The sequence below is a fragment of the Methylosinus sp. Sm6 genome, assembly GCF_019802345.1.
Lineage (GTDB): Bacteria > Pseudomonadota > Alphaproteobacteria > Rhizobiales > Beijerinckiaceae > Methylosinus.
Genome location: NZ_JAINDZ010000011.1, coordinates 42,367 through 57,691 on the forward strand (window position 1 = coordinate 42,367; position 15,325 = coordinate 57,691).

Annotated in this window: 12 protein-coding genes; 3 read left to right on the forward strand and 9 right to left on the reverse strand. The window is 65.7% G+C overall.

The features are described from left to right. Positions 1-5 precede the first annotated feature (5 nt). Together K3F48_RS09480 and efp are read right to left on the reverse strand one after the other, a co-directional pair. Positions 6-260 carry a hypothetical protein gene (locus K3F48_RS09480; RefSeq protein WP_222575192.1) on the reverse strand — a complete coding sequence of 85 codons (255 nt, stop codon included), beginning with the start codon at positions 258-260 and terminating at the stop codon, positions 6-8. 61 nt (positions 261-321) lie between these two features. Continuing rightward, positions 322-894, reverse strand: coding sequence for an elongation factor P (efp, locus tag K3F48_RS09485; RefSeq protein ID WP_222575275.1), 573 nt, complete (start codon positions 892-894; stop codon positions 322-324). Between the two features lie 108 nt (positions 895-1,002). Between efp and epmA the strand changes: the two genes are divergently transcribed. Next, a complete protein-coding gene (gene epmA / locus K3F48_RS09490; RefSeq protein ID WP_222575193.1) occupies positions 1,003-2,046 on the forward strand; it encodes an EF-P lysine aminoacylase EpmA in 1,044 nt (347 codons plus the stop codon). A gap of 138 nt (positions 2,047-2,184) precedes the next feature. Here epmA and K3F48_RS09495 read toward each other — a convergent pair whose 3' ends face one another. From K3F48_RS09495 to K3F48_RS09525, 7 genes are all read right to left on the reverse strand, one after another. After that, positions 2,185-4,851 (reverse strand): EAL domain-containing protein, encoded by a 2,667-nt coding sequence (locus K3F48_RS09495; protein WP_222575194.1) that lies wholly within the window; start codon positions 4,849-4,851, stop codon positions 2,185-2,187. After that, entirely contained in the window at positions 4,844-5,326 is a 483-nt protein-coding gene (locus tag K3F48_RS09500) for a hydrogenase maturation protease (RefSeq protein ID WP_222575195.1), read from the reverse strand. The genes K3F48_RS09495 and K3F48_RS09500 overlap by 8 nt, the downstream gene beginning before the upstream one ends. Continuing rightward, positions 5,323-6,852, reverse strand: coding sequence for a nickel-dependent hydrogenase large subunit (locus K3F48_RS09505; RefSeq protein WP_222575196.1), 1,530 nt, complete (start codon positions 6,850-6,852; stop codon positions 5,323-5,325). The genes K3F48_RS09500 and K3F48_RS09505 overlap by 4 nt, the downstream gene beginning before the upstream one ends. After that, positions 6,853-7,794, reverse strand: a complete 942-nt coding sequence (locus K3F48_RS09510) for a hypothetical protein (RefSeq protein ID WP_222575197.1) — start codon at positions 7,792-7,794, stop codon at positions 6,853-6,855. Between the two features lie 135 nt (positions 7,795-7,929). After that, positions 7,930-8,850: a response regulator gene (locus K3F48_RS09515; protein ID WP_222575198.1), complete on the reverse strand. Its 921-nt coding sequence runs from the start codon at positions 8,848-8,850 to the stop codon at positions 7,930-7,932. Then, on the reverse strand, positions 8,840-12,208 hold the full coding sequence (locus K3F48_RS09520) for an ATP-binding protein (RefSeq protein ID WP_222575199.1): 3,369 nt from the start codon (positions 12,206-12,208) through the stop codon (positions 8,840-8,842). The genes K3F48_RS09515 and K3F48_RS09520 overlap by 11 nt, the downstream gene beginning before the upstream one ends. Positions 12,209-12,227: 19 nt before the next feature. Next, on the reverse strand, positions 12,228-12,551 hold the full coding sequence (locus tag K3F48_RS09525) for a hypothetical protein (RefSeq protein WP_222575200.1): 324 nt from the start codon (positions 12,549-12,551) through the stop codon (positions 12,228-12,230). A gap of 217 nt (positions 12,552-12,768) precedes the next feature. On the opposite strand from K3F48_RS09525, the gene K3F48_RS09530 reads away from it, so the two are divergent. Both K3F48_RS09530 and urtA read left to right on the forward strand, forming a co-directional pair. Continuing rightward, a complete protein-coding gene (locus K3F48_RS09530) occupies positions 12,769-13,962 on the forward strand; it encodes a hypothetical protein (protein ID WP_222575201.1) in 1,194 nt (397 codons plus the stop codon). Positions 13,963-13,996: 34 nt separating this feature from the next. Then, complete coding sequence (gene urtA, locus K3F48_RS09535) at positions 13,997-15,271, forward strand: urea ABC transporter substrate-binding protein (RefSeq protein ID WP_222575202.1); 1,275 nt, start codon at positions 13,997-13,999, stop codon at positions 15,269-15,271. Positions 15,272-15,325 lie beyond the last annotated feature (54 nt).

A 15,325-nucleotide genomic window follows, 5' to 3' on the forward strand; every position in this document is an offset into this window, starting at 1 on the left:
AGCCTTCAGGCTCGCGTCTGCGCCGCGGCGCGCGCGAGATTGAGCTCGAGCAGCTTCGCGAGCGCCTCCTCGGTGGCAATCTCCTCCGGCCAGCCATAGGCGGCGGCGACGGCGCGGTCGAGCGCGTCCTGAGGAGCCCGCGAAGCGGGCGTCTCGAAGGACGGCCGAGGGAGGACTCCAGCGGATTCGCCCGTTGCCGTCCTTCGAGACGCCGCCTGCGGCGGCTCCTCGGGACGAGGGTCGGGGAATTTGTCCTTCACCCGATCGCCGCAGCACGGACGCGAGCCTGAAGGCTCGCATCATGTCAGAGAAAGCGCGCGGTCAATCCTTCGCGCGCTCGACATAGCTGCCGTCTTCCGTCTGGATGACGATGCGCGTGCCGGCCTGGATGTGCGGCGGCACCATCACGCGGGCGCCATTGGAGGCGATCGCCGGCTTGTAGGAGGAGGAGGCGGTCTGGCCCTTCATCGCCGGCTCGGTCTCGGTGATCTCGAGCGTCACGCGCGCCGGCAGCTGGATCGCCACCGCGGCGCCGTTGAACAGCGAGATGATGCAGACCATGCCTTCCTGCAGCCATTGCGCCTGATCGCCGACGATGTCCTTGGGCACGATCACCTGGTCGTAGGTCGCGGTGTTCATGAAGGTGAAGCCGTCGTCATCGCCGAACAAATAGCTGAAATCCTGGTCCTCGACGAAGGCGCGCTCGACCTGCTCGGTGGTCTTGTAGCGGTCGGCGACCTTCACCCCGTCGGAAAGGCGGCGCATGTCGATCTGCGTGGTCGGCGTGCCCTTGCCGGGGAAGAAGCTCTCGGCCTTCAGCACGACATAGAGGTTGCCGTCCTCCTTCTCGATGATGTTGCCCTTGCGGATCGAACTGGCGATGACTTTCACGATTGTCCATCCTCGATTGCTGGCCGCGCTCGGCGGGTCTATGAACCTTTGGGGATCGAGCCGCGCGCGTCGCTCTCGAACCTCTCGCTCTCGAACCTCTATGGCCGACGAATGACGCGAGTGTCGCCCTGGTGGGCCCGCGATGTTTACGCCGATCGCAAGCCTTTTCTCAAGGCTCGCGCGAAAATTGCCGCGGCCCTGCGACAGTTTTTCGCCCGCGAAGGCTTTTTCGAGGTCGAGACGGCCGCGCTCCAGGTCTCGCCCGGCAATGAGACCCATATCTCGGCCTTCGCCACGGATCTCGTCGACGCCGCAGGCGCGGCGCGCCGGCTCTATCTGCATACGTCTCCGGAGTTTTCCTGCAAGAAGCTGCTGGCGGCGGGGGAGGAGCGCATTTTCACCTTCGCCCGCGTGTTCCGCAATCGCGAGCGCTCCGCCCTGCACCACCCCGAATTCACCATGCTGGAATGGTATCGCGCCGGCGAGCCGCCGGAGCGGATCATGGAGGATTGCGCCGGCCTCGTCGCCGCCGCCGCCGAGGCTGTGGGGGCGGAGCGCTTCGTCCACCGTGGCGCGAGCGTCGATCCGTTCGCGGAGCCGGAGGCGATCTCGTGCTGCGAGGCCTTCGACCGCTATGCGGGGATCGATCTTGCCGCGCTGATCGGCGACCGCGACGGGCTCGCCCGCGCCGCCGCCCATGACGGCGTTCGCGTGACGCCGGATGATTGCTGGTCGGATCTGTTCAGCAAGATCCTGTCGGAAAAAGTGGAGCCCGAGCTCGGGCGCCGGCGCGCCAGCCTGCTCTGCGATTATCCGCTGAGCGAGGCGGCGCTGGCGCGGCCCAAGGCGCAGGACCCGCGCTTCGCCGAGCGATTCGAGCTGTTCGCCTGCGGGGTCGAGCTCGCCAATGGCTTCGGCGAGCTGACCGATCCGGCCGAGCAGCGGCGGCGCTTCGAGGAGCAGATGGCGCGGCGCGAGCGCATCTATGGCGACCGCTATCCGATCGAAGAGGATTTTCTGAGCGCGCTCGCGCAAATGCCTCCGGCGAGCGGCGTCGCCCTCGGCTTCGACCGCCTGGTGATGCTGGCCACGGGAGCGGAGCGGATCGAGCAGGTGCTGTGGACGCCCGTGGCGGGGACGGAGACAAGGGGCTGAGAACCGTGGTCCTCGGTTAGTAGAACCGACGAGGCGAGGACTCGGGGCGTCGCTGCGCTTGGCGGCGGGCTCGGGCTGAAGGCATTGAAGCATTTGATTCGCAGCGCCGCCGGGCTGCTGCGGCGATGACGCGAATGCTCACGCCGACGCCGCGGCGCCGAGCGAGCAAGGGGCCGAGAAGGTCCTGTCGAGCAGCAGATCGCGAAAATTCGTCGCCTCCATCGGGCGGCCGAAATAATGGCCCTGGACCTCGTCGCATCCCGCTTCCTTGAGGAATTCGGCCTGCAGCGCCGTTTCCACTCCTTCCGCGAGAACCTGGAGGCGCAGGCTGCGGCCCAGCGCGAGAATGGCTCTCGTGATCGTCATCTCGTCGGAATCCCCAGGGATATCGCGAATGAACGAGCGATCGATCTTCAGCTTGTCGACCGGCAGGCGATTGAGATAGCGGAGCGACGACTGGCCGGCGCCGAAGTCGTCGATGGCGAGAGACACCCCGAGCGCGCGCAAGTCCTCCATCACTTTGATGTTGCGCTGCGTCTGCCGCATGATGAACGACTCCGTGATCTCCAGCTCGAGATATTCGGCCGGGAGCGCGGCCTCCGCGAGCGCGCGGGTCACAGTCGCCAGAATATCGCTGCGCTCGACCTGCACGCCCGACACATTCACCGCCATGCGCGGCGACTTCAGCCCCGCCTTCATCCAAGCCTTGGCCTGATGGCATGCGGCGCGCAACACCCACTCTCCGATCGACACCATGAGCCCAGCGTCTTCTGCGATCGGAATGAACAGGTCCGGCGAGATCCAGCCGCGTTGCGGATGGCGCCAGCGCAGCAAGGCCTCCGCCCCGACGAGGCGGCCGTCGTAAAATGCGAACTGCGGCTGGTAGTGAACCGCCAATTCATTGCGCTTCAGAGCATTGCGCAGCTCGCTCTCGAGGAACAGGCGTTCTCCGGCGTGGGTCGTCAGATGAGCCTCGTAGAAGCGAAAATCGTCGCGGCCCGATTCCTTTGCCCGATACATGGCGAGATCGGCGTTCTTGATCAGAGTGGTCGCGTCGTCGCCATCGCCGGGGTAGCAGCTCACCCCGATCGAGGTGCGGACGTCCAAGCGGTGGCCATGCACCATGAAAGGCTTATGGAAGGCCGCGAGAATGCGTCGCGCCGTCGCCTCGATGGCGCGCCGGCTGCGCACATTTTCGAGAAGCACGATGAATTCGTCGCCGCCGAGCCGCGCCACCGTGTCGCAGCGCCGCAGGCAGTCCTTCAGACGCTGCGCTACCTCGCGCAGCAGGGCGTCTCCGACAGGATGCCCGAGACTGTCATTGACATATTTGAACCGATCGAGATCGAGGAACAGCAGGGCGAGCGAGTGGCCGCCGCGCCGCGCCCGCTGCAGGGCGCGCTCGCAGCGCTCCCCGAACAATTGCCGATTGGGCAGCTCGGTCAGAGTATCGTAGTAGGCGAGATGCCGGATATGATCGGCCGATCGCTTGTGCTCGCTGAGATCGAAGAAAACGCCGACAAAGTTCGCGATCCGGCCCTGCGCGTCCCGTACCGCCGATATGCTCTGCCACAGCGGAATGCTCCGGCCGTCCTTGCTCCGGTCCCAAATTTCGCCCTGCCACTGCCCCTCCTCCCGGAGCGTGGCCCAGAGCGTCCGATAGAATTCCTGGTCGTGGCGCCCCGACTTCAGCAGGCTCGTCTTGCGGCCGACGATTTCCGCGGCCGAATAGCCCATGATCTTGCTGAACGCCGGATTGACCTTGACAATACGGGCGTCGGCGTCGGTGACGACGATGCCGTTGAGACTGTCGTCGAAGACATTGGCGGCGAGCCGGAGCTGCTCCTCCGCCGCGCGGTTGGCCGTGATATCCTGCACGGTGCCGACGGAGCGCAGCGGACGCCCGCCGGAGTCGTAATGGGTGACGCATCGTTCGGCCACCCATTTCACGCGGCCGTCGGCGAACAGCAGTCGGTGATCGATCGCATAAGCGCGCCTGGCGCTCAGCGACGACATGTAGGCCTCGTCGACCGCGGCGCGGTCGTCGGGATGGACGAGGGCGATGAAGTCGGCATATCCGAACGGACCGCTGACGGGCTCCAGCTCGAAAATGCGGAAGACCTCCTCCGACCAGTTCAGGCGATCGCGCGTCAGATCCAGCTCCCAATGGCCGAGCTGCGCGATGTGCTGGGCCTCCTTGAGCAGGCTTTCGCTGCGACGAAGACGTTCCTGCTGCTGCTTCAGCGCAGTGATGTCGGCCGCCCAAACGACCGCGCCTTCTTCCTTGCCCTGCGGATCGTATTGCAGGCTGGCTTCGAGCCAATAATTGCGATAGTGGCCTTCGCGCTCGCGCAGGCGATGCTCCGCGGCGTAGGCCCCGCTCCTGCGCAAGGTCTCGATCAATGGGGACAGCACGGGCCACGGCAAGCGCAGGAGGGATTTGCCGAGGTCGGATCTTTCGTCGGGATGAAGCCAGTCGTCCAGCACGCGGCCTTCGGGCGCCGCGGCCGGATCGCTCATTTCCTCGATGAAGCGCCTGTTGACCTGGCGGATGCGGCCGTCCGGCCTGAGCACGACCACGAGCGCTCCGGCCGTGTCCATGACGCGCTGGGTGAAGTCGCGCTGGCTCGACTGGCGCAAATTGGCGTCGCGCAGAGCGCTCGCTTGCGCCTCCAGGCCGCGCAGCATCGTCTCAGCCTGCTCGGCCTCCTTCGACAATTGCCGCTCCAACGCGCCGTTCGCCAGCCTCAGCGCCTCGATCTCGGTGCGCAGATGCGCGATTTCGTCGTCTTTCGGCTCAGCCATGGCGGTGCGCCCCGATATAGGCGCTCAGCTCCGCGACGGCATTCTCCACGGCTCTGGCGACAGGTCTCGACAGCCCCGGCTGGAACGGCGCGAGGCTCGACGCCTCGGCCGCGAGAACAATTATTTTCGGCGCCGGCTCGGGCTGCGCGGCGAGGACTCGCAACAGATAGCCCAGGCCCGAGCCATGGCCGGCAACCGCGCTTTCGAGAGAAATCGATTCCGGGGACAGATAGCCGAGCCGGCCCGGCGCGCCGGCCGGGGCCGCGGCGTCGACGATGACGGCCTCGTCGCAAGCCTCGAAGGCGGCCAGCGCGGCGAGCCCGGCGGTTCCGCAGTCGAAAAGGCGCAGTCCGCGCGGCAGGGGGAGCGAAGCGAGCCGCTGGTAGACGGCAGGACCGAAGCCGTCGTCGCCATGAAGCGGATTGCCGAAGCAGACGATGTGACGCACGGGCGAGCCCGATGTGAGCAGGGTCAAGGCAGGTAGCTTACGCGCTTTCCGGTTTCCAGGACGTGTACGGTGCAGACGAGGCAAGGATCGTGAGAGCGGATGATGTGACCGATCTCGACGGGGTCGTCGGGATCGCTCACCGCGACGCCGACGAGGCTCTGTTCCCAGTGCCCGGGCCGGCCCTCGCTGTCGCGGGGCGAGGCGTTCCAGGCGGTCGGGGTGATGATTTGATATTTTTCGATCAGGCCGTCCTTGATCCTCACCCAATGGCCCAGAGCCCCGCGCGCCGCCGTGAGAAGGCCATGGCCTTCGCCGTCGCATTCCTGCGCTTTCGCCGGGCCGATGAAATGAGGTTCGTCGAGATGACGCGCGAGCTCGTTCAGCATGCGACGAGCATAAAATATTTCGTGAGCGATGCGCCGCACTCGGGCGAATTGTCGCAACCAGGCATTGCCGCCCTCGGCTGCGTGTAGCGACGCGATCAGAGGATCGCCGCCGATCAGCAGCTCCGCGAGCGGGCCGGTCTGCACCACCTTGTCGCCATAACGCGGCGCTTTGACCCAGGTGTAGCGGTCGCCGCCGGGCTGGAATTGCGGGATCGTCTCCCCGGCGAAAGGATGGCGCCCGCCTTCGTAAGGGCGGAACCATGAATGGCGCACATGCTCATTGATCAGCTTCTGGTCCAGCGGCTCGACCGCCCCGCTCTCGCCGTCATAGAAACCGCCGCGCATCAGCTTCGCATCATAGGGCGCTCCCCATTGTTCCGGATCGCAAACAGCGCCATAGCTCAGCATGTGCGATGCGCCGCCGGCGGCGTTATGCAGGCCCAGAGAACGAGCCGCGCGCGTGACGAGGCCGAGGGCGCTCCGCGCATGGGCGGGCGTCTCCGCCCAGGCGAAATAGTCCTCCGCCGCGCTCATGGCGAGCCAATCGTCGAGCGCCGCGCCGACGACGCGGTCCTCGTACCAGCGCTGCGTCTCGTCGAGGATCGCGCGGCAGGCGACGATCCGGCGAAGATCGGCCGGCGTCGTCACCCCGCCCGGCGCCATGTAAGAGGAATGCGGCCACTGGCCGCCGAAATGCGCGACGATCTCGATCACCCGCCGGGTCGCGGCGAGCGTCTCGCGATACATGGAGCCGCGGAACGGCTCGAACGCCTCGGTCAATGTCTCGAACCAGGGCTCGCGTCGATAAGCCTCATTGCAGAAGTCCGGCGTGAAGAACAGGAACGTCTGGCGCAGGTCGTTTTGCACGCCCTCGGAGATGAGGCACAAGTTGCGGATGCGCGTCGCATTCGCCGGCGGCGGAATTCGCCAGATGTGCTCCAGGGCCATCACCGCCGAGTAGAGGTGCGCCGTGCCGCAGATGCCGCAGACGCGCGGCGTGATGACCAGAGCGTCGCGCGGCGTGCGGCCGACCATGATCTGCTCGAAGCCGCGATACAGCGTCCCGACGGTTCGAGCCTCGCTCACGCGTCCATCCTGCAGCGTGAGGGCGATCTCCAGATCGCCTTCGACCCGATTGAGATTGACGTTGATTTCGATCTTGGCCATTCAGTTGTCTGTGTCCGCGCCCTTGACTCGCGCCGGAGCGGCGGCGCGCGCTAGATTCTTGTACGCCATGTAGCGGGGACGCTCGACGCCGAGCGGAAGACGCAGCGGAATCTCGCCGATTTTTTCGGTGTGGAACAAATCGACGTCGCGCGGAAAATCCGGCGCGGTGCAGCCGAAGCAGGGAACGCCGGCGCGCGTCTTGCTGCTCACGCCGTTCCACAGATCGCTGTTGCAGACGGCCTGTGTCGTCGGGCCCTGGCAGCCGAGATTGAAAAACAGACACGCCTTTCCGCCGAGCTCGACATCTTCGATGTCGTATTCGTGGTGCTCGTTGCGCGTGCAGCCCTGATGCACGAGCGTTTCGAAAAACGCGCGAGGCCGATTGAGCGCATCGAGCTGCAGCGGAAGATCAGCGGCCAGCCAAGCCAATGTCTGCGTCATCGCGTGCGGATGGGCGGGACAGCCGGCGATGTTGACGACCGGATATCCCTCGCGCGAGCGCCACTCCGCGGGAAGAAGGCCGCCGGGGTCGGCTCGGTCATATTGCAGGCCGATGCAGTCGCCCGGGTTCGGGGTCGCGGCATGGACGCCGCCGAACGCCGCGCATGTGCCCATCGCCACGACCACGCCGGCCCGCGCAGCCAGAGCTTTGGCGATTTCCATTCTCGCTCGGCCGCGATAGCTGTCGTAAAGGCCCGTGCCGCGCGGCGCGGTGACGATGCTTCCCTCGACGCAGAGAATATCCAGCTGCCGCGAGCCGTCGAGAATGCGCTCGAGCAAGGCGTCGTAGAGCCGCATCGGCGCGTGCGAAAGCGACGGATGCCAGAGAAGCTCGAGCCCATGCTGCGACAAAAGCTGTTCGAAGCTCGGCGACTGTGCGCCGAGAATAGCCAGCGACTCGCCGCCGCAGGCTCCGGTTTGCAGCCAGAGCAAGCTCTTCAATCGCCCTCCCCGGCGGGCCCGCCGCTTCTTGTCATTAATTCATTATACGCTTTTTCGAATATCATCCCATCTGCATTTTTGTCGCGGACCGCAGACGGATATTGCTCTGGTCTAGATCGGGCGCGCGACGCCCGCTCAATCGCTCGCACGCATTTGCAGAACCTGCAGCGCGACCGATGTCGCCGACGAACGGCTGTCCACGCCGAGCTTGACGAAAATCCGCTCCAGATGCTTATGCACCGTGCGCGGCGAAATGCAGAGAATCTCCGCAATGTCGGAGTTCGACTTGCCGCGCGCGATCCAGCTCAGCACCTCCGCCTCGCGCAGCGTGAGCGCGAATTTGCGCACGAGAAACGCCTCGTCGGTGACGACATGCCGCTCCGTCAGACGGAACAGCAGCTCCGCGCCGCCGATCTCGCACAAGAACGAAATCGACATTCGGTCGGTTTCGCCGACCGAGCCGCCATGGTCGCGCCGCTCGATGGCGCTGCGCAGCAGCGCGGAGAAGGATTCGGGCGGCGCTGCGCGCAGCGACTCGAACGAGCCGAATTGCGCGGCGAGCAGATCAGCCGCCTGCGGCGTGCACCATAGGACGCGGCCGTGTCTGTCCACCGCCAGAAGATGCCGACCCGCGGCGTCGAGCGCGACTCGCGCGCCGAACGCCGCTTTCGCATTCGACACATGGATGCGGATGCGCGCCACGAGCTCGTCGATGTTCACCGGCTTCACGACATAATCGACGCCGCCCGCCGCGAGGCCCATCAGCACATGGCTGATGTCCTTGAGCCCGGTCAGAAATATCACCGGCACATGGGCGAAGCGGGGATTTTGCTTGATCCGCCGGCACGTCTCGAAACCGTCGAGCCCCGCCATCACGGCGTCGAGCACGACGACATTGGGCGGAACGCGCCCCAGCAGCGACAGCGCCGCCTCTCCGGTGGTCGCCGCGAGCACGGTGAGATCGGCGCGCTCCAGCGCATCGACGAGAAAGCCGAGCTCGTCGCGATTGTCGTCGACGACGAGCGCCGTGTCGCGCTGGCGCAGGTCAGCCGACATCGCCGCTTCCGACTCGCAATGCATTCCCGAGCGCCTCGAACTCGAAGTTCTTGGCCATCGCGCGCAATTGCGCGACGACGGCGCCATGGGCGGGAGACTGCCCCTCGATCTCCCGCAGCGCCGCTTCTATGCCGCGGCTGTAGCCCATGTCGCACAGGCGCAGCAGCCGCTCCACCTGTTCCGGGGCAAGGCCATGTCGCGCCGGCGCGAGCGGCGCGCCGCAGGAGGCGGAGCGCGCCGCGACATAGAGCCAGTCGAGCCCGAGCAGATTGCCGACGCGGTCGAGCATTTCAGAGATGTCGATCGGCTTGATCAGAAAATCATCATGCGGCGAATCGGGTCGGCGGCGCTCGATCAGCTCATGCGCATTGGCCGAGACCATCATGATCGGCGTTTCGACGGCGAGCGAGGCGCGTAGGTGGCGCGCCGCCTCCCATCCGTTCATCTTCGGCATGGCGATGTCGAGCATGACGAGATCGGGGCGGCGCTCCAGCGCGAGCGCGAGGCAGTCCGCGCCATTCGACGCCGTCAGCACCTCGAAGCCGAGCGCCCCGAGCGCGCGCCGCATCAAGTCGAGATGAACCGCCGTGTCGTCGGCGATGAGGATGGTCTTGCGCGGCCCGGCATAGCCTCGGATTTGCGGCGGCTTCGGTCCCTCTTCCGGAGAGGGCGCCGCGGTCAGATAGAGCCGCACGACGAATCGGCTGCCGACCCCCACTCTGCTCTCGACCTTGATCTCTCCCCCGATGATCTGCGTCAGCAGCTTGGTGATGGTGAGACCGAGACCCGTGCCGGGAATGGCGGAGACTTGCGGCAGCCGGCCGCGCTCGAAGGGCACGAAAATATCGTCCATGTCCTCCGGGAGAATGCCGACGCCGGTGTCCTCCACGATGAACTCGGCGATATCATTGCGATAGCCGACCGTCAGCGCGGCATGGCCGGCCTCGGTGAACTTCACGGCGTTGGAGACGAGATTGATCAAGATCTGCCGCAGCCGCTTCTTGTCGGTGCGCACATAGCGAGGCAGCAGCGGGCTGCGCTCGTAATGAAAGGCGATGCCCTTGGCGGCGGCCTGCAGGCGGAACATGTCGACGAGCTGGTCGAGCGTCTCGTCGATGCGGAAGATGTCTCGCGCGACATCGAGCGAGCCCGTCTCGATCTTGGCGACGTCGAGCAGACCGTCGATGAGATTGGCGATGTGCTCCGCGCTGCGCCGAATGACGCGCGCGGCGTCCAAAGGCGCATCCGCCACATCGCGCTCGAGCAGCTGGGCGTAGCCGTTGATCGCATTGAGCGGCGAGCGGATTTCGTGATTGAGGCCGGCGATGAAGCGCGTCTTGGCGATATTCGCCGCCTCCGCGGCTTCCTTCGCCCGCTGCAGCTCCGCGTCGGTGCGCTCATGCGCCGCGATCTCCTCGCGCAGAAACTCGGTCTGGCGCCGCGTCTCCTCCTCCGCCACGCGACGGCTCTCCTGCGCGAGCACCAGCGCCCATGCGGCGACGCCCATGACCAGCAGGAGCCCGACGAAGACGATCTCGAGCGTGGTGCGCACGATCGGACGCGCCGCCGGGCCGAGCACGGCCGAATATTGCAGATAGATCGCGCCGAGGATCGCCCCGCTGACGAGCGTGAGAAGCGCCAGCACGACGATGAATCGGCCGGCCCGCGACGCGAGCGCGTCGCCCGCCCCGCGCGGCAGCAGGCGGCCGAACCAGGCCTGCGCTTGCTCGACGAGACGCCCGTCCGGCTTGCAGCGGTCGCCGCATCGCATATCGAGCGAGCAGCACAGCGAGCAGATCGGCCCGCTATAGGCCGGGCAGCAGGCCATATCCTGCGGCTCGAAACTGTTCTCGCAGATCATGCAGCGGACCGGCTGCCCGCCTGTGGCGAAAATCGTCGGCGAACGCGCGACGTAGTAGCGGCCACGCGTGAGGTGAGCGAGCAGCGGCGCAAGCGAGAACGCGACCACGAAGCCGATCGGCGCCGCGAGCGGCTGCAGAGTATCGCCGGCGAGGCCATAGAGAGTCGCGGTCGAGACGATGAGCGAGGCCAGCATGGCGCCACATCCGACCGGATTGACGTCATAGAGATAAGCGCGACGAAACTCGATCTGCGGCGGGCTGAGGCCGAGCGGCTTGGAGACGACGAGATCGGCGGTCAGAGCGCCGATCCAGGCCACGGCGAAATTGGAATAGAAAGCGAGCACGCTGTCGACGACGCGGGCGACGCCGAACTCCATCAGCATCAGCGCCAGCATCACATTGAACACCAGCCAGACGACACGGCCGGGATGATTATGCGTGAGGCGCGAGAAGAAATTCGACCAGGCGATGGACCCCGCGTAGGCATTGGTGACATTGATCTTCGTCTGACAGACGACGACGAAGACGAGGGTCAGCCCGAGCGCCAGCGGCGGCGAGTTCAGCAGCCCGTCGAAGGCGAGGCGATAGAGCTCGCTCGGCTCCGCGGCCCGCTCGGCGGGAATGCCGAACGCTAGGGCCTGGCTCGCCAAAAAAGAGCCGGCGGCGAGCTTGAGCACTCCGATCACGATCCAGCCGGGCCCGGCGCAGAGCAGCGCGCTTTGCCGGCTCGCCGCGCCGACGCGGCCCTTGCTCGGCAGGAAGCGCAGATAATCGACCTGCTCGCCGATCTGCGGCAGCAGCGAGAGGAGGATGGAGACCGCCGCGCCAAAGCCCGCGAGATCGAAGCCGGCGCCCTGCGCGCCCTGGGCTCCGGGATGCGATGCCCAGGCGCGCAACGCCGGCGGGCCGGCGACCATGACATAAGCGAGCGGCGCGATCTGCAGCACGAGCCAGATCGGCTGCGTCCACAGCTGAAAGCGGCTGATGAAGCGAATGCCGAGCGCGGCGATCGGCAGCACGCCGAGCGCGGAGATCGCATAGGCGACGCCGATCGGCAGGCCGAGTCCCATCTTCAGCGCCTCGGCCATGATCGTGCCTTCGAGCGCGAAGAGAATGAAGGTGAAGCAGGCGTAGATGAGCGAGGTGACCGTCGACCCGATATAGCCGAAGCCGGCGCCGCGGGTCAGCAGATCCATATCGACGCCGCATTTCGCCGCGTAATGGCCGATCGGCAGGCTGACGAGGAAGGTCAGCGCGCCGACGGCGAGGATCGCCGCCATGGCGTTGGCGAAGCCGAAGCTCAAAGTGACGCCGCCGCCGAGCGCCTCGCAGGCCAGAAAGGAGATCGCCCCGAGCGCCGTGTTGGCGACGCGCCACGGCGTGAAGCGGCGCGCCGATTCGGCGGTGTAGCGCAGCGAATAATCTTCGAGCGTCTGATCGGCGACGAACTGATTATAGGTCCGCCGGACGGGAAAAATACGCTGCTGGTCGGTCATTCGCTCTCTTGAACTGGCCTCACACCGGGCGGGGCTCGCCGGCCGGCCGCCAGCCCTCTCCCTCGAGGCAGTCTAGCATGGCTTGCGACAGGATCGTCGTCGCGGGCGTCGACTGCCGAACCGGCCGCTCTCCCTCGCCCAGCTTCTTCACGCAGCTGTCGGTCGCCTTCTTCAGCCCGCCCATGTCGCCGCCGACGTTCCACCACAGATCGACGGCGAATCGCTGCGCCACGACGGTCTTGGGCCCTTTGACGGTCTCGCCGTTCGCCTGCTGGACGAGGACGAGCAGCGCGAGCGCGCCCGCCGTAATTCCGATGATGTCCATTGCCGTCGATTTGCGCATCGCTTGCTCCCCCTGCCGGCGGAGCTTCGCCGGCTTCCGCCCCATTCGACACGAGGCCACGTACGGATCAATACGCATTTCAGCGTATTTCTACGTAGGCGTCAGCGCCGCTAATCCTCGAAGCGGGCGTCGAGGTCGCGCCGTCGAGTCGCGGCCCTCGGCCGACGACGACGACAGGGCCGAGCGCGCGAGGCGCGCGAAAAATCGAGGGGGACAAATGACCGTAACCGGCGACGAGCAGGCGCGCGACGACGCGCGCCTGCGACGGAGTTCTTTCGTGAAGATCGTGTCGAAGGCCGCGCTGGCCGCCGGCCTTCTCGCCGCCGCGGGCCCGGCGCAGGCGCGCGTCGTGCTGCCGCTCGGCGACGATGACCAATGGTTCAGCGTCGGCTTCGGGCTGCGGCCCTTCTTCAGCGACGTGACCCGCAACAATGCTCCCGGAACCAATCCCGACCGCGTCGATCTCGAGAGCTTCCGCATCTTCTCCTCGGCCTCCTTCAATCAATATCTGAAGGCGACGTTCAACACGGAGATCACCAGCAACAGCACCATTCAAGTGCTCGACGGCTACGGCCAGATCGAGCCGATGGACGAGATCAACGTGTGGGGCGGCCGCATGCTGCCGCCGAGCGACCGCGCCAATCTCGACGGTCCCTATTATCTGCTCGGCTGGTCCTATCCCGGCGTCGTCTCCCGCTATCCGGGCAAAGTGTCCGGCCGCATGGACGGCGGCACGATCTGGGGCAAGCTGTTCGAGAAGCGGCTCACTTACTCCTTCGGCGTCTATGACGGCCACAATCAGATCGTCGGCGCTTCGAATCAGTCCGGGCATCCGCTGTTCGCGGGCCGCGTCAACCTCAATCTGCTCGATCCCGATCCCGATCCGGCTTATTATACGAGCAGCACCTATTTCGGCGGCGCCGACGTCCTCGGAATCGGTTTCGCGATCCAACATCAGGAGGACGGCGTCGGCAATGCGCTGCAGCGCGCCGATTTCACCGCCTGGAACATCGACGTGTTGTTCGAGAAGAAGCTCGGCGAGTTCGGCGCCGCGACCTTCGAGGGCGCCTATTACCGCTACTACACGCATGGCGTGAACGACGTCGCCGCCAATTTCAACGGCGCGCGCTCGACCGATCTCGTCGGCGGCATTCGTCCGGGCGAAGCCTATATGCTCGGCGCCGGCTATCTCATTCCTTACGTGATCGGCTGGGGCAGGCTGCAGCCCTTCTTCCGCTACCAGTCGTTCCGCGACACGCTCGCCGCGACATGGGAGCGCCAATACGACATGGGCGTCACCTATGTGATCGACGGCCATAATCTGCGCGTCACCGCCAACTACGCGATCAATCAGTTCACGGCGCGCAAGGACATCGACAGATTCATCCTCGGCCTGCAGATCCAATTCTGACGCGCCTCTCGATCAGGACCAGGGAGCGAAACCAATGAAACGTAGAATAGTGGTCAAGAGCCTCGGCTTCGTCGCCGCGGGCGCATTGCTCGCCGCGGGCGCGATCCTGCCGGCGCGCGCCGCCGACAAGAGCCCGATCAAGGTCGGCGTCCTTCATTCACTGTCCGGCACGATGGCCATCAGCGAGACCGTGCTGAAGGACACGGCGCTGATGGCGATCGAGGAGATCAACGCCAAGGGCGGCGTGCTCGGCCGCAAGCTCGAGCCGGTCGTCGTCGATCCGGCGTCCAACTGGCCGCTGTTCGCTGAAAAGGCGCGGCAGCTGCTCGCCACCGACAAGGTCGCAGTGGTGTTCGGCTGCTGGACCTCGGTGTCGCGCAAATCCGTGCTGCCGGTGTTCAAGGAGCTCGACGGCCTCCTGTTCTATCCGGTGCAATATGAGGGCGAGGAGCTCGAGAAGAACGTCTTCTACACCGGCGCGGCTCCGAACCAGCAGGCCATCCCCGCCGTCGAATATCTGATGAGCAAGGCCGGCGGCGGCGCCAAGCGCTTCGTTCTGCTCGGCACAGACTATGTCTATCCGCGCACGACCAACAAGATCCTGCGCGCCTTCCTCCGCTCCAAGGGCGTGGCCGACGCCGACATCATGGAGGAATATACGCCTTTCGGTCACAGCGATTATCAGACGATCGTCGCGAACATCAAGAAATTCGCCTCCGGCGGCAAGACCGCCGTCGTCTCGACCATCAACGGCGATTCGAACGTGCCTTTCTACAAGGAGCTCGGCAACGCCGGCCTCAAGGCGACGGAAGTTCCGGTCGTCGCCTTCTCGGTGGGCGAGGAGGAGCTGCGCGGCGTCGACGCCAAGCCGCTCGTCGGCCATCTCGCGGCATGGAACTATTTCATGTCGCTGAAGAACCCCGCCAACACGGAGTTCAAGAAGAAATGGGCCGCCTACGCCAAGGCGCATGGCGTCGCCAACGCCGACAAGCCGCTCACCAATGATCCGATGGAGGCCACCTATATCGGCGTCAATATCTGGAAGCAGGCGGTCGAGAAGGCGAAGACCACCGATGTCGACAAGGTGATCGCCGCGGTGGGCGGCCAGAAATTCGAGGCACCCTCCGGCTTCACCGCCGAAATGGACGAGAAGAACCACCATCTTCACAAGCCCGTCTTCATCGGCGAAGTAAAGGCGGACGGCCAGTTCAACGTGGTGTGGAAGACGCCGGGCCCGGTGCGCGCGCAGCCCTGGAGCCCCTTCATCCCCGGCAACGACAAGAAGAAGGACCAGCCTGACGCCAATTGACGAAAAGACGGCGGACGGCCCGACGATCGGGCCGTCCCAGGGCGATTCGGATGC